Annotated in this window: 25 protein-coding genes; 11 read left to right on the top strand and 14 right to left on the bottom strand. The window is 65.4% G+C overall.

Going from position 1 to position 24,968, the window contains the following annotated elements; all coding sequences use genetic code 11:
- Position 1: 1 nt before the first annotated feature.
- Both ACIA48_RS20760 and ACIA48_RS20755 read left to right on the top strand, forming a co-directional pair.
- Entirely contained in the window at positions 2-742 is a 741-nt protein-coding gene (locus ACIA48_RS20760) for a phosphate/phosphite/phosphonate ABC transporter substrate-binding protein (RefSeq protein WP_396735688.1), read from the top strand.
- On the top strand, positions 739-1,893 hold the full coding sequence (locus ACIA48_RS20755; RefSeq protein ID WP_396735685.1) for a pyridoxal phosphate-dependent aminotransferase: 1,155 nt from the start codon (positions 739-741) through the stop codon (positions 1,891-1,893). The genes ACIA48_RS20760 and ACIA48_RS20755 overlap by 4 nt, the downstream gene beginning before the upstream one ends.
- Here the strand turns inward: ACIA48_RS20755 and ACIA48_RS20750 are convergent.
- From ACIA48_RS20750 to ACIA48_RS20735, 4 genes are all read right to left on the bottom strand, one after another.
- Positions 1,890-3,407, bottom strand: coding sequence for a DUF222 domain-containing protein (locus ACIA48_RS20750; RefSeq protein ID WP_396735682.1), 1,518 nt, complete (start codon positions 3,405-3,407; stop codon positions 1,890-1,892). The two genes, ACIA48_RS20755 and ACIA48_RS20750, sit on opposite strands and share 4 nt — an antisense overlap.
- A 265-nt stretch (positions 3,408-3,672) precedes the next feature.
- The gene (locus tag ACIA48_RS20745) at positions 3,673-5,562 is read right to left on the bottom strand and encodes an acetoacetate--CoA ligase (RefSeq protein WP_396735680.1); all 1,890 of its coding nucleotides are present in this window, start codon (positions 5,560-5,562) and stop codon (positions 3,673-3,675) included.
- Entirely contained in the window at positions 5,559-6,305 is a 747-nt protein-coding gene (locus ACIA48_RS20740; RefSeq protein WP_396735678.1) for a 3-hydroxybutyrate dehydrogenase, read from the bottom strand. The genes ACIA48_RS20745 and ACIA48_RS20740 overlap by 4 nt, the downstream gene beginning before the upstream one ends.
- Positions 6,302-7,654 (bottom strand): MFS transporter, encoded by a 1,353-nt coding sequence (locus ACIA48_RS20735; RefSeq protein ID WP_396735676.1) that lies wholly within the window; start codon positions 7,652-7,654, stop codon positions 6,302-6,304. Before ACIA48_RS20735 ends, ACIA48_RS20740 begins: the two co-directional genes overlap by 4 nt.
- Before the next feature lie 49 nt (positions 7,655-7,703).
- Between ACIA48_RS20735 and ACIA48_RS20730 the strand changes: the two genes are divergently transcribed.
- Complete coding sequence (locus ACIA48_RS20730; protein ID WP_396735673.1) at positions 7,704-8,660, top strand: LysR family transcriptional regulator; 957 nt, start codon at positions 7,704-7,706, stop codon at positions 8,658-8,660.
- On the opposite strand, the gene ACIA48_RS20725 is transcribed toward ACIA48_RS20730, so the two are convergent.
- Positions 8,657-9,397 (bottom strand): tat pathway signal sequence, encoded by a 741-nt coding sequence (locus tag ACIA48_RS20725; protein WP_396736812.1) that lies wholly within the window; start codon positions 9,395-9,397, stop codon positions 8,657-8,659. The two genes, ACIA48_RS20730 and ACIA48_RS20725, sit on opposite strands and share 4 nt — an antisense overlap.
- A 47-nt stretch (positions 9,398-9,444) precedes the next feature.
- Entirely contained in the window at positions 9,445-10,101 is a 657-nt protein-coding gene (locus ACIA48_RS20720; protein ID WP_396735670.1) for a DsbA family protein, read from the bottom strand.
- A gap of 126 nt (positions 10,102-10,227) precedes the next feature.
- On the opposite strand from ACIA48_RS20720, the gene ACIA48_RS20715 reads away from it, so the two are divergent.
- Complete coding sequence (locus tag ACIA48_RS20715) at positions 10,228-11,388, top strand: Ig-like domain-containing protein (RefSeq protein ID WP_396736809.1); 1,161 nt, start codon at positions 10,228-10,230, stop codon at positions 11,386-11,388.
- A gap of 12 nt (positions 11,389-11,400) precedes the next feature.
- On the opposite strand, the gene ACIA48_RS20710 is transcribed toward ACIA48_RS20715, so the two are convergent.
- The gene (locus ACIA48_RS20710; RefSeq protein ID WP_396735667.1) at positions 11,401-12,315 is read right to left on the bottom strand and encodes a M56 family metallopeptidase; all 915 of its coding nucleotides are present in this window, start codon (positions 12,313-12,315) and stop codon (positions 11,401-11,403) included.
- Positions 12,312-12,689, bottom strand: a complete 378-nt coding sequence (locus ACIA48_RS20705) for a BlaI/MecI/CopY family transcriptional regulator (protein WP_396735664.1) — start codon at positions 12,687-12,689, stop codon at positions 12,312-12,314. Before ACIA48_RS20705 ends, ACIA48_RS20710 begins: the two co-directional genes overlap by 4 nt.
- 49 nt (positions 12,690-12,738) lie before the next feature.
- On the opposite strand from ACIA48_RS20705, the gene ACIA48_RS20700 reads away from it, so the two are divergent.
- Both ACIA48_RS20700 and ACIA48_RS20695 read left to right on the top strand, forming a co-directional pair.
- Positions 12,739-13,512, top strand: coding sequence for an alpha/beta fold hydrolase (locus tag ACIA48_RS20700; protein ID WP_396735661.1), 774 nt, complete (start codon positions 12,739-12,741; stop codon positions 13,510-13,512).
- Between the two features lie 4 nt (positions 13,513-13,516).
- Entirely contained in the window at positions 13,517-13,765 is a 249-nt protein-coding gene (locus ACIA48_RS20695) for a fibronectin-binding protein (RefSeq protein ID WP_396735658.1), read from the top strand.
- Here ACIA48_RS20695 and hsaB read toward each other — a convergent pair.
- Genes hsaB through hsaA form a run of 4 tightly spaced genes read right to left on the bottom strand, consistent with a single transcriptional unit; the run spans position 13,762 to position 17,317 of the window.
- Complete coding sequence (gene hsaB, locus ACIA48_RS20690; protein WP_396735656.1) at positions 13,762-14,325, bottom strand: 3-hydroxy-9,10-secoandrosta-1,3,5(10)-triene-9,17-dione monooxygenase reductase subunit; 564 nt, start codon at positions 14,323-14,325, stop codon at positions 13,762-13,764. The two genes, ACIA48_RS20695 and hsaB, sit on opposite strands and share 4 nt — an antisense overlap.
- Positions 14,325-15,224 carry an iron-dependent extradiol dioxygenase HsaC gene (gene hsaC, locus ACIA48_RS20685; RefSeq protein WP_396735653.1) on the bottom strand — a complete coding sequence of 300 codons (900 nt, stop codon included), beginning with the start codon at positions 15,222-15,224 and terminating at the stop codon, positions 14,325-14,327. Before hsaC ends, hsaB begins: the two co-directional genes overlap by 1 nt.
- Complete coding sequence (hsaD, locus tag ACIA48_RS20680; RefSeq protein ID WP_396735650.1) at positions 15,221-16,111, bottom strand: 4,5:9,10-diseco-3-hydroxy-5,9,17-trioxoandrosta-1(10),2-diene-4-oate hydrolase; 891 nt, start codon at positions 16,109-16,111, stop codon at positions 15,221-15,223. Before hsaD ends, hsaC begins: the two co-directional genes overlap by 4 nt.
- A gap of 12 nt (positions 16,112-16,123) precedes the next feature.
- A complete protein-coding gene (gene hsaA / locus ACIA48_RS20675) occupies positions 16,124-17,317 on the bottom strand; it encodes a 3-hydroxy-9,10-secoandrosta-1,3,5(10)-triene-9,17-dione monooxygenase oxygenase subunit (RefSeq protein ID WP_396735647.1) in 1,194 nt (397 codons plus the stop codon).
- A gap of 161 nt (positions 17,318-17,478) precedes the next feature.
- On the opposite strand from hsaA, the gene ACIA48_RS20670 reads away from it, so the two are divergent.
- Together ACIA48_RS20670 and ACIA48_RS20665 are read left to right on the top strand one after the other, a co-directional pair.
- Complete coding sequence (locus ACIA48_RS20670; protein WP_396735644.1) at positions 17,479-18,531, top strand: 2Fe-2S iron-sulfur cluster-binding protein; 1,053 nt, start codon at positions 17,479-17,481, stop codon at positions 18,529-18,531.
- A 43-nt stretch (positions 18,532-18,574) separates the two neighbouring features.
- Positions 18,575-19,120, top strand: coding sequence for a hypothetical protein (locus ACIA48_RS20665; RefSeq protein WP_396735641.1), 546 nt, complete (start codon positions 18,575-18,577; stop codon positions 19,118-19,120).
- A 7-nt stretch (positions 19,121-19,127) separates the two neighbouring features.
- Here ACIA48_RS20665 and ACIA48_RS20660 read toward each other — a convergent pair whose 3' ends face one another.
- On the bottom strand, positions 19,128-21,233 hold the full coding sequence (locus ACIA48_RS20660; protein ID WP_396735639.1) for an acyl-CoA dehydrogenase family protein: 2,106 nt from the start codon (positions 21,231-21,233) through the stop codon (positions 19,128-19,130).
- Between the two features lie 265 nt (positions 21,234-21,498).
- Between ACIA48_RS20660 and kstR the strand changes: the two genes are divergently transcribed.
- Genes kstR through ACIA48_RS20645 form a run of 3 tightly spaced genes read left to right on the top strand, consistent with a single transcriptional unit; the run spans position 21,499 to position 23,778 of the window.
- Positions 21,499-22,104: a cholesterol catabolism transcriptional regulator KstR gene (gene kstR / locus ACIA48_RS20655; RefSeq protein ID WP_396735636.1), complete on the top strand. Its 606-nt coding sequence runs from the start codon at positions 21,499-21,501 to the stop codon at positions 22,102-22,104.
- Between the two features lie 2 nt (positions 22,105-22,106).
- Positions 22,107-22,853: a trehalose-phosphatase gene (gene otsB / locus ACIA48_RS20650; protein WP_396735633.1), complete on the top strand. Its 747-nt coding sequence runs from the start codon at positions 22,107-22,109 to the stop codon at positions 22,851-22,853.
- Entirely contained in the window at positions 22,840-23,778 is a 939-nt protein-coding gene (locus ACIA48_RS20645; RefSeq protein ID WP_396735630.1) for an aminoglycoside phosphotransferase family protein, read from the top strand. The genes otsB and ACIA48_RS20645 overlap by 14 nt, the downstream gene beginning before the upstream one ends.
- Here the strand turns inward: ACIA48_RS20645 and ACIA48_RS20640 are convergent.
- Positions 23,775-24,875, bottom strand: coding sequence for a substrate-binding domain-containing protein (locus tag ACIA48_RS20640; protein WP_396735627.1), 1,101 nt, complete (start codon positions 24,873-24,875; stop codon positions 23,775-23,777). The two genes, ACIA48_RS20645 and ACIA48_RS20640, sit on opposite strands and share 4 nt — an antisense overlap.
- Positions 24,876-24,968: the final 93 nt, after the last annotated feature.

The raw sequence follows: 24,968 nt of genomic DNA, 5'->3' as shown, positions 1-24,968 counted from the left end.
CGTGACGTCGCTGAGCTTCGTCTTGGACCAGAATCTGGGACTGCCCGCATGCGATGAGCCGTGGAAGACCACGCTCGCCGCAGCGGGTATCGCCGCTCAGGAGACTACCGACCTTACGGCGATCGATAAGGCACTGGCGGACCACCAGCCGGACTTCGCGTATGTGCCCACTGCCGATTTTCACCACCTGCTGCGAAGCGGTGACGAGCACTACCGCGGCTTGACGATCGCGACGTCGAAGTTCTCCGGCGATCCCCGCCAGAGCAGCTTGCTCGTGGTCAGGTCCGACGACGCCGCGACCGGGCTTGACGATCTGGCTGGCGCGGAATACGGATACATAAACACGTCGTGCACGTCGAGCTACTACGCGCCGGCCATTCTGCTGACGCAGCACGGCAAGACGTGGGACGAGTTCATGCATTTCGTTCCGGTTCCCCCGTGGCAAGGGCAGATCGACGCCGTCGTGTCCGGCGAGGTCCGCGCGACTATGGTGCTCGAGGACGTATGGAAGACGACACCCGAGAACGCGGAGAAGACGAAGATCATAGGCAGGTACGATAGCTGCCGACCGCCGGTGGTCATCGCGCGCAAGGAACTCGACCCAGACACGTGCACAACGCTTCTCGACGCGTTGGTCGCGTGGGTGCCTGATTGGAGCGGCGTGTACGGCGCACTCAAGCCGTTCTATTACGCCGACGTACACGGGTTCTTCCACGACCTCGATCAGTTGCCGGCCCGATGAACGTCGCACTGCGTGCGGGCATCCCGCCGTTCTATGTGATGGATGTGTGGCTGGCCGCCGCCGAGCGTCAGCGCAGTCATGGCGATCTGGTGAATCTCTCGGCAGGTCAGCCGAGTTCGGGTGCGCCGCAGGCGGTGCGCGCGGCCGCGAAGGCGGCGCTGGACAATACGGTTCTCGGGTACACCGTGGCGCTTGGTATTCCGGAGTTGCGCGCGGCGATCGCCGCGTCCTATCAGGATCGACGGGGGCTGACAGTCGACCCGGCGGACGTCGTGATCACGACCGGTTCGAGCGGAGGCTTTCTGCTGGCGTTTCTCGCGTGTTTCGACGTGGGCGACCGAGTGGCGATCGCGAGCCCGGGATATCCGTGTTACCGCAACATCCTGTCCGCGCTGGGGTGTGAGGTCGTGGAGATTCCGTGCGGGCCGGAGACGCGGTTCCAGCCGACAGCGCAGATGCTGGCGGAACTCGATCCGCCGGTGCAGGGCGTCATCGTCGCGAGTCCGGCCAACCCGACCGGGACGGTGATTCCGCCGGAAGAACTGGCCGCGATCGCATCGTGGTGCGAGTCGACGGGTGTGCGACTGATCAGCGACGAGGTGTACCACGGGCTGGTTTACGAGGGCGCGCCAGAGACGAGTTGCGCATGGTCGACGTCGCGGGAAGCCGTTGTGGTGAACAGCTTTTCGAAGTATTACGCGATGACTGGTTGGCGGTTGGGGTGGTTGCTGGTACCGCAGGAGCTGCAACGTGCTGTCGACTGCCTGACGGGCAACTTCACCATCTGCCCGCCGACGCTGGCACAGGTTGCCGCGGTCGCGGCGTTCACTCCGGAGTCGATCGCCGAGGCCGACGCGCTGCTGCATCACTACGCGAGTAATCGGCGCCTGCTGCTCGACGGACTACGGGGCATCGGCATCGACAAACTCGCACCGACCGACGGTGCGTTCTACGTGTATGCCGACGTGTCGCACCTGACGACCGACTCGCTGTCGTTTTGCTCGAAGCTGTTAGCCGATACTGGCGTCGCGATCGCACCGGGCGTCGACTTCGACACAGTGCGCGGCGGCTCGTACGTGCGACTGTCCTTCGCAGGCCCCGAGAGTGATATCGAGGAGGCTGTACGCCGCATCGGCGCCTGGCTCACCTAGAAGGGTGGCGGTGAGTTGTTATGTTCGCGTAGGGCTTTGATGCGTGCGGCGCGGTCGTCGGCGCGGGTGCGCCGGCGTTGGGGCATCATCACCCCGCGGTCGGTGCTGAAGGTCTGCGACTCCGATGGGGGCGGCAGGTCCCCGGTGTTGGTGTCCCAGTCCGGAAAATAGGCTCGCGACCCCGGATAGGTCGTGTACGTGTGCCCGGTCGGCGACGTCCACACCGCCGCCCCATCAGGGCGTAGCGTCAGTTGCCAATCGCCGGTCCAGAATGTCTTGAGCAGGTGATGTTTTCGGCATAGGCAGGCAAGGTTCGACGCATGCGTGGCCCCAAGCGGGTAAGGGATCACATGGTCGATATCGCAGACCTCCGCGGGGGCGGTGCACCCGGGAAACCGGCACGTCAGATCCCGGCCCCGCACAAACCGCGCCAGCTTGGCCGACGGCCGATAACCCGACTCCGGTTCAGCGTCGGGCGTGCATAGCGGTCGTAGCTTCGCGCCGGTGCGCAACAACTCGGCCAGCAGCGGAGTCGGCATCACCTCAGTACCACCCAACAGCGCCGTACCCGCCGACACAGCGGTGTAGGCCGCGGAAGTCTCCGGTGCTGGAGTCTCCATCGGATCCGCGGGCGCAGGAGTCAGGATCGGGGGTTCGGAAGTCTGTGGCGCCGGGCTCTGGACCGTCTTTGCGGTCAGAGCGTCGAGGGTGGCTTGGTCGGTGTAAACGTTGACCACGACCGAGGACTTGGGTGCGGGGTTGCCTTGCCGGGCAGGGCAGTTCGGGCAGTCACACCCACACGGCAGGTGGTCGTTGCGGTCGGCCATCGCCCGCAACGCATCCGCGCGACGCTCATGGGCCGATCGCGGATCGTTCTCACACACCGTGGCCACCATCGCCGCGATCGTCTTCTTCAACACCGCCGCATCCGCGGCCGACAACCGGCCCCACACCGACGTGGTCCCGTCCTCATCCTCACGATCACCGACCACGAAATCACGCGAGCGGGCCATGGTCTTACTGACCATCAACGCCGCCGGATCAAACTCCAACACCAACGCATCCACCGCCGCGACCAGCTTGTCCTCGCCCAGCGGACCCCACCGGCTCGCCCGCGCGGCGATCGCACGATCAATGAGCGCCCACACCGCCTCATCCTCGATGAACTGCGTACGCCACGTGATCGCCCCGACCACCCGCGCACTGAGCTCACCCCCGGAAAACAAGGCAGCCACACCGGGCAGGTGATCTCGTAAAGCCACCGCAATCCGCATCTGCCCGGATGCCTTACGCGTAGAGATGTTCATCGCCGCGGCCACCTCCGCCGCCGCGCTATCCCACCAATCACACGCCCACCGCGCCCGCTCATCATCCTCACCGAGCACCCGCCGACGCCTGAGCTCCGCGATCGCCGCCAACCGCCGCGCCGCGGTGGCGGCTTCAGCTCGGGTCAGCTCCGCGACCGCACCGACGACAGAGGCATCGTCAGCGCCGACGAACTCACACTCGAACATATGTTCGACACTACAGCCACCCACCGACAAGTCTGGATCGGCGAGCAAAACGCGCAAAAGGCGCACTATTTGATGCTTCGCGAGTAGTGCGCACAAGCGAGCCACCGCAGCGCATGGCCCGTAATTTCGAACTCGTTAAGGAAACGCCAAGTTCGATCCCTGATCTTGGGATCAGCCCTCTCAGAAAGGAGTACTCAGATGAACATCATCCTGACTATCACCGACGACGATGACGAGAACATCATCCGGTCGGAGAACTGACACGCTAGCGCTTCAGGCTTGCATACCAATCCAGCAGATCGGGGTCGTCGACGGCGGTGCGCTCAACCACCTTCGCAGCGTCAGCGCCGGCGAACAGCTTCTTGATCGGCACCTCGAGCTTCTTCCCGGTACGCGTATGCGGCACGCCGGGAGCCTCGATGATCTCGTCGGGAACATGTCGCGGAGAAACCTCCTCGCGAATGGCCTTCTTGATCCGCTCACGTAGCTCATCGGTGAGCGCAGCCCCCTCGGCCAGCACAACGAACAACGGCATCCAGTACCCGCCGTCCTCCTGCTCACAGCCGATCACCAACGCCTCGGCGATCTCCGGCAGTCGCTCCACCGACTGGTAGATGTCAGCGCTGCCCATCCGGATACCGTGCCGATTCAGCGTCGAATCCGAACGCCCGTGCACGATGATGCTGCCGTGATCGGTGATCGTGATCCAGTCACCGTGACGCCAAACCCCGGGAAACATCTCGAAATAGGCACTGCGATAACGTGATCCGTCGTCGTCGTTCCAGAAGCTGATCGGCATCGACGGCATCGGCTTGGTGATGACCAATTCACCGACCTCACCGCGCACCGGATTACCTGATTCATCCCAGGCGTCCAACGCGCACCCGAGGAACGGCGCTGACAGCTCGCCGGGCCATACCGGTACGGTGCGTACACCGCCGATGAACGCCGAGACGACGTCCGTGCCACCACTGATCGAGTTCACTTGGACATGCTCACCGACGTTGTCGCGCAACCACAGTGAGGACGACGGCGGCAGCGACGATCCGGTGATGCCGACCGTGCGAAGCGCGGACAGGTCGTGTTCCTCGCGCGGGACAGCACCTGCCTTGGCGCATCCGAGCACATATCCCGGGCTCGTGCCCAGGACGGTCGCGCGCAGCCGAGCCGCGATCTCCCACAGCGCATCCGGCCGCGGGGCGTTGGGACTGCCCGAATAGCAGACGATCGTCGCACCGACCAACAGCCCGGCCACCTGAAAGTTCCACATCATCCAGCTGGGGCTGGTGTACCAGAAGAAGGTGTCGTCGCGTCCGATATCCGACTGCAGAGCAACGGCTTTCAAGTGCTCGAGCAGAACGCCACCCTGACCGTGGACGATCCCCTTGGGCTTACCCGTCGTCCCCGACGAGTACAGAACCCACAGGGGATGGTCGAAGTCGACGGGTACCGTCTGCAATTCGCCGCCGGAGTCGGAGAGCTCGGAGGCCATCACGGTCGCCTTCAGTGACGGCAGTCCCCCGCGCAGGGCCTCGACGTCCTCACGCTTGTCGTAATGCTTACCGCCGAACTCATAACCGTCGGCCGCCAGCAGAACCACGGGCTCGAGCTGACCCAGCCGCTCCAGTGCGGCCTTCGCCGAGTAGTCCTGGCCGCAGGCGCTCCAGATCGCGCCGATGCTCGCGGTCGCCAGGAAGCCGATGACAGCCTCGGGAATGTTGGGCAGATATCCGGCGACGCGGTCGCCGACACCAACCCCCAGCGAGCGTAGCTTCTCGGCGAATGCCGCTGTGCGTCCCAGCAATTCGGCCCATGAGATCTCGACGTCGGTGCCGTCCTCTGACACCTGGATGATCGCGGGACGGTCGGTGCGCGCATTGCGGATGACCTGGTCGACGTAGTTCAGGGTGACGCCAGGAAACCATCGGGCCCCGGGCATCGTGTCGTTCTCGAGGACCGTGTCGCCGCGAGAACCCAACTCGAAGTAATCCCACAACGTCGACCAGAACGCGGCGGGCTCGTCCACCGACCACTGCCACAGCGACGCGTAGTCGGTGGTCGTCACCCCCGTGCGGTCAGCCACGAAGCGCGCGAAGTCGGTCACGCAGGCAGTGGCGACATCCTCATCCGTCGGCGCCCATTGCGGTGCGGTCATCGCGCGCTCCAGCCCCCGTCCATGGTGTAGGACGCGCCGGTCACCATGCCGGCGGTCGGCGACGCGAGCCAGCCCACCAGGGCCGCCACTTCCTCGGGTTCCACCAGACGCTTGATGGCGCTCTCCTTCAGGAGGATGTCGGTGACCACCTTATCCTCAGGAATGCCGTGGACCTTGGCCTGATCGGCGATCTGCTTGGTCACCAGTGGAGTTCGCACATAGCCGGGGTTTACACAGTTGCTCGTGACGCCGTGCGGTGCACCCTCGAGCGCCGTCACCTTCGACAGACCCTCGAGCCCGTGTTTGGCGGTCACGTAGGCGACCTTGAACTCCGACGCCCGCAGGCCGTGTACCGAGGAGATGTTGATGATCCGGCCGAAGTTCTGCCTGCACATGTGCGGCAGCGCGGCGCGGATGAGCAGGAACGGTGATTCGACCATCAACGTCATCAGATGCCGGAAGCGATCGGGACCGAACTCGGAGATGGGACTGACGTGCTGAACCCCGGCGTTGTTGACCAGGATGTCGGCTTCCAGCTGAAGTTCTTCGAGCGCCGAGACATCGGAAAGGTCGACAGCCCAGGCCTTTCCGCCGATGTCGTCCGCCAACGCCTTGGCGCCGACGTCGTCGCGGTCGGCGACCGTGACCACCGCCCCGCGCGCCGCCAGCTCCCGCGCGCACGCCTCACCGATACCGCTCGCGCCACCGGTGACCAGCGCGGTGCGGCCCGCGAGTTCGCTCATACGACACCGGCTTTCGCGAGTTCCTCACGGTCGGCCTCGTCGAGGCTCTCCAGATCGATGCCGTTCGTCTCGCGCATGAACACCGCTGCCACCAGGGTGATCACCGAGGCCGCAGCCAGGTATATCGCGATGGGCACCCACGTGCCGAACTCGCCGAGCAGCCAGGTGGCGATCGCTGGCGCCAGCGATCCGGCCACGATCGACGTCACCTGATAGCCGAGCGATACGCCCGAATACCGCATGCGCGTGGGGAACATCTCCGCCATGATGGCCGGCTGCGGCGAGTACATGATCGCGTGAATCACCAGACCGATGATGACCGCGGCCATGATCGCCAAATAGTTCGCGGTGTTCATCAAGGGGAAAGCGAAGAAGCCCCAGGTGCCCGCGAGAATCGCGCCGACGATGTACACGGGCCTGCGCCCGTAACGGTCGGAGAGCCGCCCGACCTGTGGGATGACGAGGAAGTGCACGAAGTGCGCGGCCAACAGCCACCACAGGATGTCACCTGTGTCAGCGCCGACGTGGTTCTTGAGATAGACGATCGAGAACGTGACGACGAGGTAGTACATGATGTTCTCGGCGAACCGCAGTCCCATTGCCGTGAAAACCCCACGGGGATAACGCTTCAGCACCTCAAACACGCCGTAGGACACGGCCTTGACCCGCTCCACCTCCTGCTGCGCCTGGAGGAAGATCGGCGCATCGGTCACCTTGGTCCGGATGTAGTAGCCGACGAGGACGACGACCGCTGACAGCCAGAACGCGACCCGCCAACCCCACGACAGGAACGCGGCTTCCGACAGTGTGCCGGTCAGCACGAGGAGCACGACCGTCGCCAGCATGTTGCCGACGGGGACAGCCGCCTGCGGCCAGCTGGCCCAGAATGCGCGTTCGCGGTTCGGGCTGTGTTCGGCGACGAGCAGGACGGCGCCGCCCCATTCGCCGCCGACGGCGAAGCCCTGCATGAATCGCAGAATGACGAGCAGTATCGGCGCCCAGATCCCGATCTGGCCGTAGGTCGGCAGACATCCCATGAGGAACGTCACGCTGCCGACGAGCAATAGGCTGAACTGAAGCAACTTCTTGCGGCCGTACTTATCGCCGAAATGCCCGAAGACGACACCGCCGAGCGGGCGCGCCAGGAATCCGACGCCGTAGGTGAGCAGTGCCGCGATGAGCGCGCTGTCGCCAGAGCCTTCGGCGAAGAACACTTTGTTGAAAACCAGCGTGGCCGCGGTGGCGTAGAGGAAGAACTCGTACCACTCCACGACGGTCCCGGCCATCGACGCCGCCACCACTCGCTTGAGGCCCGTCGGAACTGATCCGGGCTCGTTGTGAATCGTCATCGAACGCTCCCTCGATTGTGATGCACCGCACAGACCTCTGTGAGTATTCATGCAGGTACCCCTACCTGCAATGATCAAAACTGCAGGAGCTATCTGCAAAAATGCAGATATGCAGCCCAGCGCCGACGATCTCCTCGTGTTGCTCGCAGTTGGTCGCTCGGGCCGCTACAACATCGCTGCGGAGGAACTCGGCCTCAATCACACGACGATCTCACGCCGCATCGCCGCGCTGGAGCGGTCGATCGGCGGGCGCGTACTGGCCCGCGTCGCCGGCGGCTGGGAACTCACCGACCTCGGCCGTGAGGCACTGTCGGCCGCCGAGGCCGTCGAATCCGCCGTACGCTCGTTGTCCGTGCACGCCGGCGGCCAGCCCGCGCTCGAGGGCGTCGTCCGGATATCCGCGACCGACGGCTTCTCCGCCTACATCGCCGCGCCCGCCGCCGCGCAGGTGCAACGGGAGCATCCGAACGTCGCGGTCGAGATCGTCGCAGCGACCCGGCGCGCCACCCAGCAGCGCTCCGGCCTGGACGTCGAGATCGTGGTCGGCGAGCCGAAGGTGCACCGCGCCAAGGCGATCCGGCTCGGCGACTACTGTCTTGGCCTCTACGGAGCACGCGACTACCTGGCCGAAAACGGAAGCCCGGCGAGCGTCGCGGATCTCGCGCGCTATCCGCTGGTGTACTTCATCGACTCGATGCTGCAGGTCGACGACCTCGATGTGGCGACGAGCTTCGCCCCTGCCATGCGCGAATCCGTCACGTCCACCAACGTCTTCGTCCACGTCGAGGCGACGCGGGCGGCAGCGGGCATCGGCCTGCTGCCGTGCTTCATGGCCGACCGCCATGACGACCTCGTGCGGGTGTTGGTGAACGAGGTGGCGGTCCGCTTGACGTACTGGCTCGTCACTCGCCCCGAGACGTTGCGCAGACCCGAGGTGGCGGCGGTCGTCAATGCGATCCAGCAGCGGATGACCGAACAGCACGACGTGCTCCTCGGTGTGGGCTAGTTCGATCCGAGCAGTATCTGCGCGAGCCGCGTCGTCGTCTCGACGCCTTCGTCGTAGCCTCCCTGCCCGTCGAGCGAGTTCATGATCGCAAGGGTGAACCGCTGTTTCGGTCCAGCGAAGCCGACGCTGTTGACCACCCAGCCGCCCTCTTCCTGCGACCACCCGTTCTTGTTACCGGGCGCCATGGCGGGCCCCGACCCCCAGACACCCCACTGTTGGTCGCCGTCGACGCGCTGCATCTCGGCGACCACCGCAGCGGCGTTGCCCGGGGCGAGGCCGGTCAGAACGTAGTTCATCAGACCGTCGAAGTCGTCGGCCGTGCCCTTCTGGAACCCCCAGTAGGGGAACACGTCACCGAAGCCGCTCTGCGGACGGACGTTAGGCATCCCGTAGCGGGCGAAGTTAGCGTTGAACACCTGATCGGTTCCGCCGTACTGCGACCACAACGCGTCGGCGGCGGCATTGTCTGAACTGCGCAGCATGGCGACCATTTGTCGCCGATCGGCATCGCTCAGCCGGATCTGCCCTGCCTGCTCTCTGGTGAGCAGATCGGCGACCATCGCCAGTTTGATCGTCGACGCCGTCCAGATCGGGCTCGCCGCTTTGGCGTTTCGGTACTTTCCGCCCGTCACACGGTCCCGCAACACGAATCCCACTGTTCCGGGCCGTGTCGCCAGATACTGCTCAGCCGCCGCGATGCGCTGGCTCAGGTCGGCGTTGGCCACTGGGCTGGGCATTGCGAAAAGGACTGCGCAGACGAGCGATACGACGACCAGGGCGCGCACTACTTGAGCGCATCCTCGATGGCGTTGCGAAGGTCATCGGGTTGACGCAACCGGACCTCTTCGCCGTTGATAAAGAAGGTCGGTGTACCACGGACGCCGAGCGCCTCGCCGTCGTCGAGGTCGACGCGGATGCGTTGCGCGGTGGCCGGGTCGCCGTAGGCGGCATCGAACGCGGCCATGTCCAGCCCCAGTTCGGTTGCAAAGCCACGGAATACGTCGTCGGCCGGAGTCCGCTTCTCACCCCATTCGGACTGCGTCTCGTACATCTTGTGATACATCGGTTCGAGCTTGCCCTGCTGTGCGGCGGCCTCGACCGCGCGAGCGGCACGCTCGGCGTTGAAGTGTCCCGACAGCGGGAAGTACCGCAGCACGAACTCGACGCGGTCACCGTAGTCGGCCCGAAGCTGCTCGACGATCGGATACGCGGCCTTGCACCCTTCGCACTCGAAGTCGAGGAATTCGACGAACGTCACCTTCGCATCGGGGACCTCGTTGAGCCGATGACTGTCCTCGCGGACCACCTGAGCGGACGCGTTCGTCGCCGCACCGGGCTTGTCGTCGGCATTCCGGCTCAACAGAAGGAACACCGCCACGAAGGCAATGACGGCGACCGCGGCTGCGGTGAGCAGGGCCCGTCCAGTGGTTGTTTTCAGCACATGGTGTCTCCCACGATGCTCTCGACCTGCATCTACGTAGTAACTACGTAGAATAGTAGTGCAACTGCTTCGACGAACGACGGGACAACACCTATGCGGCAGGTCTGGTGGACGACGGCGACCGTGATGACCATTGCCGCGCTCGTCGTCGGTCTCGGCGCATGCAGCCGGCCGGCGCCGCCACCGCAGCCGCAGGTGATCGTCGACAAGGGCACGCCGTACGGCGATCTACTCATCCCGAAGTTGCAGTCGTCGGTAACCGATGGCGCCGTCGGGGTTGCCGTCGAATCACCGATCACCGTCAGCGCCGAAGACGGCGTGCTCGGCCCCGTGACCCTCGTCAACGCCGCGGGCCGGATGGTCAAGGGCGAATTGAGTCAGGACGGTCTCACCTGGCGCTCGGCCGAACCGCTGGGCTACAACAAGCAGTACACGCTGACCGCCGAAGCGTTGGGCCTCGGCGGTGCGACGCAGAGCAATGCGACATTCGAAACCCACTCACCCCAAAACCTGACGATGCCCTACGTGTTCCCCAAGGACGGTGAAGTCGTCGGCGTCGGTCAGCCCGTCGCCGTGCGGTTCGACGAGAACATTCCCGACCGGTTCGCCGCCCAGCGGGCGATCACCGTGAAGACCGATCCCCCGGTCGAGGGCGCCTTCTACTGGGTCAACAGTCGCGAAGTCCGCTGGCGCCCAGCCGAATACTGGAAACCCGGGACGAAGGTCGATATCAGCGTCAACACCTACGGCGTCGACCTCGGTGACGGACTGTTCGGCCAGGACGACGCGACGAGCCACTTCACGATCGGCGATGAAGTGATAGCGACCGCCGATGACACCACCAAGACGATGACGGTGCGCATCAACGGCAACGTCGTAAAGACGATGCCGATATCCATGGGCAAGAACAAGACTCCGACCGACAACGGCACCTACATCATCGGCGACCGCCACTACTTCCTCGTCATGGACTCGTCGACCTACGGTGTGCCGGTCAATTCACCCGACGGATACCGCACCGAGGTCAACTGGGCGACCCAGATGTCCTACAGCGGAATCTATGTTCATTCCGCGCCATGGTCTGTCGGCAGCCAGGGCAACTCGAACGTCAGCCACGGGTGCCTGAACGTGAATCCGCAGAACGCCCAATGGTTCTACGAGACCACCAAACGCGGCGACATCGTCGAGGTCGTCAACACCGTGGGGCCCACGCTTTCCGGTGTCGACGGACTGGGCGACTGGAATATCCCGTGGGAACAGTGGAAGGCCGGAAACGCCGGGGTGTAGAAGTAGTGGCCGTCAGTGGTGGCACAGCACGTTGATAACGGCGGGCGCGCAGACGATAGCCGAGATGGTGGCCGACACCAAAAGGCGGTGACGCCAACGTGTTCCGGGTTGCGCCGGATCGATCAATCGGGTCACACGCGCCACCACCGCGTTGGCGGCGACGGCCAGACCCGACGCGGGCAACGGCGCCGGCGCCGCCAACATGATCATCCCTGCGATCAATGGCCTCGTACCGTGACGGCGCGCGGCAGAGTCGTCGGCGCACATCTCCAGGAGGTCGGCCACCTCCGCGGCGCCGCGGGTGAACAACGGCAACGACGGCAGCGCGGCCGCAAGCGCCCGCAGCACCATCAGGATGTGGTGATGGCGGCCGGACAGGTGGGCCTGTTCATGCGCGAGCACCGCCGCGAGCTGTGACTCGTCGAGCGTCTCCATGGCTGCGGACGTGACCACGATGGCGTGCGGCCGGCCCACCACGCAATACGCCGCCGGCCGGTCGGCGGTCACCACGAACACGTCCGGACGGGCAGTGGGCACGCCGACGATCCGGGCAGCATGCGCGTGCTCGCGACTGCGCATCCGCAACCCCAGCACCGCCCGGGTCACCTTCACCGTCACCACCGCCGACGCCACCAGACCGACGACGATGAGGGCCGCCATGCTCGACGGACTCGGCGTCGCCGCGGGCAGACCGACAAGCTTCAGACAGAACTCCATCGCCGCGGTGTCCGAAATTCCCCGCACACCCGCCGCAACCAGAATCGACACGGCAACCGCCCACGCGAGCAGTGCACCGCCGATGCCCGAGAGCCAGGCGACGACACCGAGGCGCGGACTCACTCCGCGACGGGTGAGCCGGGACAGCAGCGGGGGCGACAGCCAGATCATGAGCGCGGTGTACGCCAGGAGAAGGGCCGCGGCGGTCATCGGCGCCGCTTCCCGGCACCGGAGCGGCGCAACGCCTCTCGTAGTTGGGCGGATTCCGACTCGGTCATCTGGTTGACGAAGAAGGCCAGCACCGCTTCGGTGTCACCACCGGAGTCAAAGGCCGCGCGCATCAGATTGGCCGAACGTTGCTCGCGCGTCATCGTCGGCCAATATCGAAACGCCTTGCCCTCGCGCTCCCGCTTGACCCAGCCTTTGCGGTGCAGGTTGTCCAGAGTGGAAAGCACGGTCGTGTACGCAATCTCACGCGCGTCGGCGAGTTCTTCGAAAACCTCGCGGACGGTCACACCGTCCTCGCGACCCCAGACCCGTTCCATGACGCTCGCCTCGAGGTCGCCGAATCCGCGCTGCTGCATTAATACCTCCTGGCCTGTGAAGGGTAGTCGATCGCGCTAGCGTCGAGGAATGCCGTTCATCGACCACCCGAGGGGCCGCGCGTACTACCGACACTGGGCCGCTGCCGAACCGCGCGCCGCGGTCGTTTTCCTGCACGGTTTCGGCGAGCACACCGGGGTTTATCACCGCTACGGATTCGCGCTCAACGCCGCGGGCATCGATCTCTGGGCGGTCGACCAGTTCGGCCACGGACTCAGCCCGGGCGACCGTGGCGAATTCGGGTCGATCGAAGACAGCTCCGACCTGGCCGACACCCTCACCGAACTGGTCGAAGGCGAGCGATCAGGGTTACCCCTGATCGCGCAGGGCCATTCGTTCGGGGCGGTCGTCACCCTTTTCCGGCTGCTCGACCAACCCGACCGCTACCGGGCCGGGGTCATCTCCGGCGCTCCCGTGGTACCGATCCCCGAACTGCTCGATACCGACACCACGTTCGGGCTCGAGCCCGGCTGGCTCTCGGCCGACCCCTTCTATGTCGACTCGCTCGAGAACGATCCACTGGCGTTCGTGGACGCCGACGGCACCTCGCTGGCCAGGGAACTCGACAGGGCCTGGGACCGGTTCGGCGGGGATCTGCCGAAACTGTCCGTGCCGACGTTGGCGGTGCACGGCGTCAACGATTCGATAGCGCCGGTCGGCGCCGTCCGCGCCTATGCCGAGCAGATCGCGCCGCTGCAGATCACCGAGTTCCCCGGCGGCCGCCACGACATCCTCAACGAGACCATGCACCGCGAGGTGGCGCAGACAATCGTCGAATTCATCGAATCGACAGTTGTAGGGTGAGTCGATGCTGACGAGGGTGGCGATCGCCGTGGTGATCGGACTGGGCGCGTTGGTGGGGCTCGCCGTACCGGCCGCCGCGCAGCCCGATCGTCCTCCGTGCGACCTCGCGCTGAGCTTCATCTGCAACATCATCCCGACGGCACCGGACCTCGACCACAGCGTCGACCTGTCCACGCAGGTGCCGGTGGATCCCAACGCCCCGGACCCGGAAATGCAGCCTCCGCTCGACCCCTGCTCGGCGGGCTGTATCTAGAGCCAGGTGTCGTCGGTGGTGGCGGTGAGGAACGCCTCGAGATCGTCGCGCCAATGCGCCGGGGTGTTCTTGTCCGGCTCGATTCCGGTGTACTGACCCTTGTAGAACAACAGCGGCCGCGGCTTCTTGTGCGGCACGTCCGACATCGAGTGCACTGAGCCGAACACCACCAGATGGTCGCCGCCGTCGTGCACGGAGTGCACCGTGCAGTCGATGTGCGCCAGAGTGTCCTTGATGATGGGCGATCCGAGTTTCGAGAGATGCCAATCGATTTCGGCGAACTTGTCCGGCTCCTTGGACCCGAAGCGCGCCGAGACGTCTTTCTGCTTCTCGTGCAGCACGTTGACGCAGAAGTGTCCGCTGGCCTCGATGGCCTTCCAGGATCGCGACACCTTCGTCGGGCAGAACAGCACCAGCGGCGGATCCAGCGACAGCGCGGCGAAAGACTGGCAGGCGAACCCGACCGGCTCTTCGTCATGCACTGTGGTGATCACCGTGATACCCGTGCAGAACTGCCCCAGCACATTTCGGAAGGTGCGGGGATCGATGGGAGGAGTCACTACTTGAAGCCGATGCTGAAGTCGTGGCCCCACAGGCTGACGGCAGTGCTCTCTCGGGCGACCCAGTCGTCATCGGTGACTTGCAGCCCCTCGCAACCGAACTCGACGTCGAACCCGCCGGGTGTCTTCATGTAGAAGGAGAGCATCTTGTCGTTGACGTGACGACCCAGGGTCGCCGACATCGGGACCTTGCGGCGCAGCGCGCGATCCAGACACAGCCCGACGTCATCGGCCTCACCGACCTCGACCATCAGATGCACTATGCCGCTTGGTGTCTCGCCGGGCATGAAGGCCAAGCTGTGGTGGCGCGGGTTCACGCCGAGGAACCGCAGCCACGCCGGCGCGCCATCGGCGGGACGGCCGACGAGCTGCGGGGGCAGCTTCATCGAATCACGCAGGAAGAAGCCGAGCACATCACGGTAGAAGTGCAGCGTCTCCGCATCATCGCGGGTGGTGAGCACCACGTGGCCGAGGCCCTGCTCCTCGGTGATGAACTTGTGGCCATACGGGCTGACGACGCGCCGGTGTTCCAGTGCGACACCGTGGAAAACCTCGAGACTGTTACCCGACGGATCGTCGAACATGATCATCTCGTCGACACGGCGTTCGGCGAGCTCGGTGGCCGACGCCTCTTTGTACGGCGTGCCCTCGATGTCGAGCCGGTTGCGAATCTCCTGCAGTGCCGCGGCGTTGGCCGTCTCCCAGCCCGACTGCAGCAGACGGTCATGCTCGCCGGGGATGATGACCAGTCGCGCGGGGAACTCGTCCATCCGCAGGTACAGCGCACCCTCGGTCTGGCCGGATCCCTCGACCATGCCGAGCACCTTCAGGCCGTACTCACGCCACGCGCCGACGTCGGTCGATTCGATGCGCAGGTAGCCCAGTGACTTGATGCTCACGACGCGCCTCCCAGGAAATCGACAGTCAGCTTGTTGAACTCGTCGAACTTCTCCACCTGAGCCCAGTGTCCACACTGTCCGAAGACGTGCAACTGGACTTTCGGGATCTGCTTGAGCGCCACCAGCGCCCCGTCGAGCGGGTTGACCCGGTCCTCGCGGCCCCAGATCAGCAAGACCCGCTGGCGCAACTTGTACACCTCGCGCCACATCATGCCGAGCTCGAAGTCCGCTCCCGCGAACGACTTACCCATCGCCTTGGTCGCCGCGATCGACTCCGGCTGGCTCGCGATCGCGAAGCGTTCGTCGATCAGCTCCTCGGTGATCAGGCTCTGATCGAAGACCATGATGCGCAGGAATTTCTCGATGTTCTCGCGCGTCGGCTCAGCCGCAAACCTGCCGAGCAACTTGACGCCCTCCGTGGGGTCAGGCGCGAACAAGTTCACCGAAAGCCCGCCAGGCCCCATCAACACCAGCCTGCCCGCTCGCCTTCCGTTATCCAGCGCGAAGCGTACGGCGGTGCCACCACCGAGCGAATTGCCAACCAGGTCAGCGCTTTCGATACCCAGGTGATCGAACAGATTCAGGAGCGCGGTCGCGCTGTAGCGGTTGTACTGCTCGTGTTCGGTGTGCTTGTCCGAATTCCCGTAGCCCGGCTGATCGACCGCCAGCACATGGAAGTGCTGAGCCAGCACAGCGATGTTGCGCCCGAAGTTCGACCAGCTCGACGCGCCGGGTCCGCCACCGTGCAGCAGCACGACCGTCTTCTCGTGGCCGACACCCGCCTCGTGGTAGTGCAGGCGCATGTCATCGCGAACCTGGGCGTAGCGCGACGTCGACTCGAAGGTGATCTCTTGCTGTTGTGCGGCTTCGGCGGCGAAGGAGGTCATCAGGCCTTCCAGTTAAACCATCGTGTCCTGCGGCGGCAGGCCGAACTCGTTGTTTCCGAAGATCAGGTAGGCGCGCTCGGGATCGTTGGCGGCGTGCACGCGTCCGGCATGCGCGTCGCGCCAGAACCGTTGCACGGGAGCGTCGTTGTTGAGCGCCGTGGCACCCGACGCCTCGAAAAGCCGGTCGATCGACGCGATGGCGCGGCCGGTGGCCCGAACCTGGTCACGACGTGCGCGGGTGCGCAGCTCGAACGGGATTTCCTTGCCTTCCTTGAGCAGCGTGTACTCGTCAGCGACGTTGCCGATCAGTTGGCGCCACGCAGCGTCGATGTCGCTGGCCGCCTCCGCGATCCGGACCTTCGCGAACGGATCGTCCTTGGCCTTCTCGCCCGCGAACGCTGCGCGAACGCGCTTGCCCTGGTGTTCGACGTGCGCGTCGTAGGCGCCGTAGGCCATGCCGACGATCGGCGCCGAGATGGTGGTGGGATGCACTGTGCCCCAAGGCATCTTGTACACAGGCGCGGTGTTGTTGGCGAGGCCACCCGCAGTGCGGTCGTTCATCGCCTTGTAGGACAGGAAGCGGTGGCGCGGCACGAACACGTCCTTGACCACCAGCGTGTTGCTTCCGGTGCCCTTCAGGCCGACGACATTCCAGACGTCGTCGATCGTGTAGTCGCCCAGCGGCATCAGGAAGCTGCCGAAGTCGACCGGCTTGCCATCCTTGATCACTGGGCCACCCGCGAACGTCCACGTTGCGTGGTCACAGCCAGACGACCAGTTCCACGAACCGTTGACGAGGTAGCCGCCGTCGACAACGGTGCCCGCCCCCATCGGCGCGTACGACGACGAGATCCGGACGGAGGGATCGTCGCCCCACACGTCTTCCTGGGCCTGCTGGTCGAACAGCGCGAGGTGCCAGTTGTGGACGCCGATGATCGAGCTGACCCATCCGGTCGACCCACAGGCGCTCGCGATGCGGCGCACGGCTTCGTAGAACACCGTCGGATCACACTGCAGGCCGCCCCACTGTTCGGGCTGCAAAAGCTTGAAGAACCCAGCCTCGTTGAGTTCGGCAACGGTCTCGTCGGGCAAGCGCCGCAGATCTTCGGTCGCCTGCGCCCGCTTTGCGATCAGCGGCAGCAGATCGTCGATGCCGGCTAGGACCGACTGCACGTCACGCTGTTCAATACTGTCTACGGATGTCACTGGCTACTGCCTCCCGGGAGTATGGGCCTAGATGAAGATTAGAACACGTTACGATTTGTGTCGAGAAGGGCCATCCTGCGGGGGCTGGACCTGGGCACATGCATTTCTGTAACCTGTTCTAGTTATAGGCCGCATATTGACACACTGAGGAAGGGTGAACGGTGACGGACGAGCCGCTCGGAAGCCATGTGCTCGAGCTGCAGCTGACCCACGTCGTCGAGGAGACCGCCGACGCGCGTTCGCTGGTGTTCTCCGTCCCGGACGGCGTTGAGATTCCAGCCGACCGACTGCGTTACTCCCCCGGTCAGTTCCTGACACTGCGGGTGCCCAGCGACCGCACGGGCTCGGTCGCGCGCTGTTACTCACTGTGCAGTTCCCCCTTCACCGATGATCCGCTGACAGTGACCGTCAAGCGCACCGCGGACGGATACGCCTCGAACTGGCTATGCGACAACGCGCACGCCGGCATGAAGTTGCATGTGCTGGCGCCGTCAGGCACCTTCGTTCCCAAGACTCTCGACACCGATTTCTTGCTGATGGGAGCTGGCAGCGGCATCACTCCGATGATGTCGATCTGCAAGTCGGCGCTCGCCGAGGGCAGCGGCAAGGTCGTGCTGATCTACGCCAACCAGGACGAGAACTCGGTGATCTTCGGCGCCGCCCTGCGCGAGCTGGCGGAGAAGTACCCCGACCGGCTGACCGTCGTGCACTGGTTGGTCAGCGTGCAGGGATTGCCGAGCGCGGCGGCACTCGCCGCCCTTGCCCAGCCGTACGCCGGACATGACGCCTACATCTGCGGCCCGGGACCGTTCATGGTCGCCGCCGAGGAGGCGCTCAAGTCCGTCGGCGCACAGCGCATCCACATCGAGGTGTTCAAATCGCTGGACTCCGACCCGTTCGCCGCGGTCGTGATCGACGAGGACGACAGCGACGAGGGCCCGGCGACGGCGATCGTCACACTCGACGGCGAGAAGCACGAGATCACCTGGCCGCGCAAGGCGAAGCTGCTCGACGTACTGCTGGACAAGGGTCTCGATGCGCCGTTCTCCTGCCGCGAGGGCCACTGCGGAGCATGCGCGGTGCTGAAACAGAGCGGCGACGTCGAGATGGAAGTCAACGACGTGCTCGAGCAGTCTGACCTCGACGAAGGCCTGATTCTGGGGTGCCAGGCGGTGCCGCGATCCGATTCGGTCGAAGTCACCTACGACGAGTAACGCACGGGCTACGATTCGCGCACCGAAGGGAGCATCTGAAGTGATGAAGCGGTTGGTCGGCGCATTCGTGGCGATCTCGGCGACAATGCTGACTCTGGGATTCGTCACTCCGATGGCGACGTCAGCGGCTGCCCTCGACACGGCGGACTCCTCGATTCCCGCCAATCCGGTGGACACAATTCAGATGCATGTGACCGCCAATTGCATTACGGCCGAAGCGAGATGCTTGTTCGACACCGTCGCAAACCTGCGCACCCCGACGGGCGTGATCGGATTCCCCGGTGATCTGTACGCCCGGCAGAACGTGACGCTGCGCACGATGGACCGCTCGGTCTACATCAACTCGAACGTCGCGACACCGAACACCCGGATCTTCAAGTCGCCGACCGACAACGAGATCTCGACGGTCTACTTCGGTGGCGGACCGCCGGACCGGGTCAGCCTGCACGGCGTCGCATGGCCCATCGACTCGTACACCGGCCGCCCCCGCACCGACGTCCCGTTGATCGTGTGCTCCTACATCCAGGTGGTGTACGCCGGCGTCAACCTCACGACACCCAACGCCTGCGCGCAGGCCGCGTTCAGCTAGCCCGCATCTAGCGGGGCAGACCCAACAGTCGCTCGGCGGCCATGGTGAGCAGGATCTGCTCGGTTCCGCCCGCGATGGTCAGACAGCGGGTGTTCAAGAAATCGAACACAGTCTTGTTGTCGACGACGCCCGCACCTTCGGAGAGTTCCATCCGCAGCTCGGACAGCGCCTGCCGGTACCGCACGCCGATCAGCTTGCGCGCACTGGCCTGCGGGCCAGGATCCTGGCCTCCCACAGCCAGTTCCGCGATCTTCTGGTCCAAAAGCGAGCCGACCTGAGCCGCCAGGATCAATGAGCCGAGCTGGTGCTGGCCGGTGGCATCGAGGTCCAGATCGGCCACGGTCCGCAACAACTCTTCCATCGGGTTGCCCAACGCGGTGCCGTGCGCCATCGCCACCCGCTCGTTGGCGAGCGTCGTGCGTGCCAGCCGCCAGCCGTCGTTGACCGGGCCCACCACCATCTCGTCGGGCACGAACACCTCGTCGAAGAACACCTCGTTGAAAAGGTTGTCGCCGGTGATCTCCCGCAGCGGGCGAATGTCGATGCCCGCCGATTTCATGTCGACGAGGAAGTAGGTGATGCCTTTGTGCTTGGGCGCATCGGGGTCGGTACGGGCCAGGCACACCCCCCAGGCCGCCTTGTGCGCCGCCGACGTCCACACCTTCTGTCCGGTGAGCTTCCAGCCCCCGTCGGCCCGTACTGCTTTGGTACGCAGCGCTGCCAGATCCGATCCCGCCCCGGGCTCACTGAACAGCTGGCACCACAGGAATTCACCCCGCAGCGTGGCGGGCACGAACTGCTCGATCTGCTCGGGAGAACCGTGCTCGAGAATCGTGGGCACCGCCCACCAGCCGATCACTAGATCTGGCCGGACCACCTCGGCCTTAGCCAGCTCCTGGTCGATGAGCAGTTGTTCGGCCGGGCCGGCCTCGCGGCCGTGCGGACGCGGCCAGTGCGGCGCCAGCAGCCCCGAGTCGGCCAACGCAACCTGCCGCTTCTCGGCTGGCTGAGCGGCGACTTCGGCTACCGCAGAAGCGATTTCGGGGCGCAGGTGCTCGACCGATTCGAGGTCGATGCGCAGATCGCGACGCACACCCTGTTGAGTGAGTGTCGCGACGCGACGGAGCCAATTGTCGGCGCCGCCGAGGAAGTGTGAGATACCGTACGCGCGCCGCAGATACAGATGCGCATCATGCTCCCAGGTGATCCCGATGCCACCGAGCACCTGAATGCAGTCCTTCGCATTGGCCTTTGCGGCCTCGATTCCGGCGGCCGCGGCCACCGCGACGGCGATGGAGAGCTGCTGTTCGTCATCCTCGGCCACCGCCCTGGCCGCGTCGGCCGCGGCCACCGAGGCCTGCTCGGAGCGCAGCAGCATCTCGGCGCACATGTGCTTGATGGCCTGGAAACTGCCGATCGGCTTGCCGAACTGCTCACGCACCTTCGCGTATTCCGTCGCGGTCTGCAGCGCCCAGCGCGCCAGCCCCGCGGCCTCGGCCGCCAGCACCGTCGCCGCCACGTCGGCGAACCGCTGTGGCGACGCGGACAGTTTCGTTGCGGGCGCGGAGTCCAGCACGACCCTGGCCAGCGGCCTCGAGAAGTCGGTCGGCGTCAGCGGTTCTACCGTGACGCCGTCGGCCGCGGCGTCGATCAACACCACGGAGTCTCCGGCAGGCAGCACCAGATACCCGCCAGGATCAGCGCCGAGCACGTATGTAGCGGTGCCGGACGCCTTGGTGCCATCGAATTCGACGTCGGCGTTCAGCGCCACCCCCGCAACCCGCTCACCTGTGATCAGCAACTCCAGTACATCGGCCTGCTCGACAAGGAGGGTGGCCAGCGCCGTCGTCGCGACCGGTCCGGGGACCAGGGCCGCGGCGGCCTCGTCGACCATGGCGCACAGATCCTCGACGGTGCCGTCAGCGCCGCCTTGCTCCTCGGAAAGCGCGACGCCGAAGATGCCGAGTTGGGCCAGTCCGTCGTAGGCTGTGCGCCAGGCGTCCGGCTGGCCTTCCTCGACCTTCCTGGCCGCCTCAGAGGCGCCTGATGCGGCTGCCCAGCTACGGACCAGTTCGCGCGCGGCAAACTGCTCGTCGGTCGTTGTGGCTGACACCGTCTGCTCCTAGCGTTTGGGCGAGAAGACCATGCTTCCCACTAGAACGTGTTCTAATAGTGCCAGCGATCGACCGTCAAGTCGACCGCCATAGCAGCAGGACACGTCGGTGCAGTGCCGGTCCTGAAGTGAGAAAATGAAGTTCGGAATGCGTATCGTTTTGCACGGGTGAACGTGCGAAGAAGGAGTAGTCGACCAGATGTCCGGCCTGTCACAGCCAAACCAGGGATCGGGGTCGGAATCACGACCGCGCCAGGTGATGACCGTGGCCGTATTGGCCGAGTCCGAACTGGGATCCGAAGCCCAGCGGGAACGCCGTAAGCGGATCCTGGACGCCACCCTGGCCATCGCCTCCAAGGGCGGCTACGAGGCAGTTCAGATGCGCGCCGTCGCCGAACGCGCCGATGTCGCAGTGGGGACGCTGTACCGCTACTTCCCGTCAAAGGTGCACCTGCTCGTCTCGGCGCTCGGCCGGGAGTTCGAGCGCATCGACGCCAAAACCGACCGCTCCACGATCGCCGGTGGCACGCCATACCAACGACTGAACGTCATGGTCGGCAAGCTCAACCGTTCGATGCAGCGCAATCCCCTGCTGACCGAGGCGATGACACGCGCCTTCGTGTTCGCCGACGCGTCAGCGGCCGGTGAGGTTGATCACGTCGGCAAGCTGATGGACTCGATGTTCGCCCGCGCCATGAGCGACGGCGAGCCGACCGAGGACCAGTACCACATCGCTCGCGTCATCTCCGATGTGTGGCTGTCGAACCTTTTGGCCTGGCTGACCCGGCGGGCGTCGGCGACCGACGTCGCCAAGCGTCTGGACCTCGCCGTGCGGCTCCTGATCGGCGATGGCGAGCACCCTAAGATCTAGGCGTGCTCCCGGTCGAACTGCAGCGCTCGCTCGATTCGATCTCCCGGATTCCCCGGTTGCTCGTGGTCTGCGATTTCGACGGCACCCTCGCGCCCATCGTCAGCAACCCGGCCGATGCTCGGATGCTGCCCGATGCCGCTACGGCATTGGTCGCGCTCGCCGAACTGCCGGACACCGAGGTTGCCTTGGTATCCGGGCGTGCGCTCGGCGTGCTGCGGACGCTGTCGGCGGTGCCCGACTCCATTCATCTGGTCGGCAGCCACGGGGCCGAGTTCGACACCGGCTTCACCCATGACATCGACGAGGGACTGCTGGCGCGAATCATCGCCGAGCTGAACGAGATCGCGGCCGCCAAGCCGGGAGTGACGGTCGAGACCAAACCGGCCTCGGTCGCCCTGCACGTACGCAACGCGAGTCCCGCCGACGGTGAGGCGGCACTCGAGCAGGCTCGCCGCGCCTCGGAAAGCTGGGATGCGCACGCCACCGCAGGCAAGGCGGTGCTGGAGTTCGCGGTCATCCACACCGACAAAGGTGCGGCGGTCGACATCCTGCGCGACCAGACCGCCTCGACAGCGGTGGTGTTCCTCGGCGATGACGTCACCGACGAGAAGGGGTTCGCGCGGATGCGCGACGGCGATGTCGGCGTCAAGGTCGGCCCCGGCGAGAGTGCCGCGCGGTTTCGGGTTGATTCGCCCGAGGACGTAGCGGAGGCGCTGGGCTATCTCTTGAACGCGCGTGCTGACCGCTGACGAGCTGAAAGCCCGTACGGCGCGGGCAGTTTCGGCTGCGACGGCGGCGGGTCGGGATCTCGGACTGGAGGTCTCGGCACCGCGCGTTCTCTACGACGTGTTCTCCGTAATCGTGCATCTTGCCCCGGCGCCCGTTGTCGTGCGGGTGCCCACAGTGCTTCCGCCGTCCTACTCAGCGGACCCGGAAACCCAGACAGCGCAGCAGTGTTCAGAGCTCGCCGTGGCGGGATGGCTGGCGGACCGCGGCCATCCGGTGGTGCCGCCGAGTCCGCTGGTGCCGCGTGAACCCGTTCGGCGTGACGGGTTGTCGATGACCTTCTGGCAGTTGATCGACGAAGTTCCAAACGCCGAGCCGGATATGACGCGCCGTATCGAGCAGACCGCCCGCCTGCACTCCGCATTGCGTGAGTACGACGGCGACCTCGCTTTCTGGGCGCCGTTCGGCACGTACATCCCCGACGGGCTGGCCGCACTCGAGCGCATGCCCGAACTGCTGTCCGCCGCCGATCTCGGACGGGCACAACGGGAATGGTCTGTGATCGCGCCGGTGCTGACGTCGCGCGAAGTCTTCGAGCAGACCTTCCCCGGCGTCGACGTCCAGCCCATCCACGGGGATGCGCCCTACTACAACATGATCAGCACACCCGATGGTGACCTGTGGTCGGACTTCGAGCTCGTGACGCTGGGTGCGATCGAATCGGACCTCGCGATGGTGGGACCTGACGGCATCGCGGCCTACGACGCTGCCGCCGCGGCCGTTGGTCTGCGCCCTGTCGACGAACGGGTGCTTCGGGTCACCGAGACGGCGGGCCGGCTGGCGATGGTGGCCGTACTGGCGATGGTGCCGCAACTGCCCATGCTGGGCGACGGTTTGGCGCCGGCACTCGACGAGTGGCGCGCAACGCCGCCGATCACCGAGCTCTAGGCGGGCGGGCCCGACGTGCGGCCCCGCACCACCTCGGTCTCGAGCACCTCGATCACCGGCAGACCGGAGCGCGGCGGGTTGTGGAGCAGCCGGCCCGCACGCCTGCCCTTCTCCATGCTCGGCTGAACCACGGTCGTCAGGCCGCGCCGCAACGCCTCGGGTACACCGTCGAAGCCCGTCACCGTCATCTGACCCGGTACGTAGATACCCTTTGCGCGTAGATGATCCATCGCAGACAGCGCCAGCACGTCGGCCGTGCACATCAGCGCCGTGATGCGTGGGTTGGCATCGAGCGCCACCTCTGCGGCCGCACCGCCGGATGTCGGCAGGTGTTCGTAGCTCTCGACGACGGTCAGCGATGCGGGGTCAAGGCCCGCGGCGGTCATCGCGTCGTGCACACCGTGAATACGCTCGCGCTGAACGTGGAAGTGCGGAGTCTGGACACGGTCCGGGTCGGCCAACGCGGGCTTCGCCCCGCCGTGCGGCCAATCGCGGCCCAGCCGCATCGTGAGCAAGCCGATCTCCCGATGACCAAGGCTCACAACATGTTCGGCGAGAAGTCGCATACCTTCACGATCGTCGATGCATACGCGCGAGGTGCCCGGCACATCCTTGGGCTGGTCGACGACGACGAGCGGGAGATGCCGCTGCTGGACCACCGACAGGTAGGGGTCGTCGTCGGAGGCCGAGTACACCACGAACCCGTCAACGCCCGCCGCGAGGACGGCCGCCGAACCGTCGTCGAAGCTGCGGTTCGGACCGATCGCCACCAGCAGCAGCCCCTGGCCCGCCTCCTCACATGACTCGGCAAGGCCTGCGACGAAGTCCAGCGCAGCGGGATCGCTGAACGAATAGTTGAGCGGTTCGGTGATCATCAGCCCGACTGCCCCCGCCTTGCGGGTGCGCAACGAGCGGGCCACCGGATCCGGTCCGGGATAACCCAGCTGCTTTGCGGTGGCGAGCACACGATCGCGGAGATCGGCGGACAACTGATCCGGCCGGTTGTAGGCGTTGGAGATGGTGGTCCGGGAAACCTTGAGCTCGGCGGCCAACGAGGCCAGGGTCGCCCGGCGCCGGGGCGCTGGACTCCTGGACATGCTGTGACGTTAGCGGATTGATTTGCGTTCCCCGGGATGCTGTGGGATAGAGTTATTGGAAACGGTTTTCATTTCTATTCAGCGGCTTACAGG

The sequence above is a fragment of the Mycobacterium sp. NPDC051804 genome (assembly GCF_044452905.1).
Classification (GTDB): Bacteria; Actinomycetota; Actinomycetes; order Mycobacteriales; family Mycobacteriaceae; genus Mycobacterium.
Note: the sequence above shows the minus strand (reverse complement) of the source record. Positions and strands in the feature narration are given on the sequence as shown.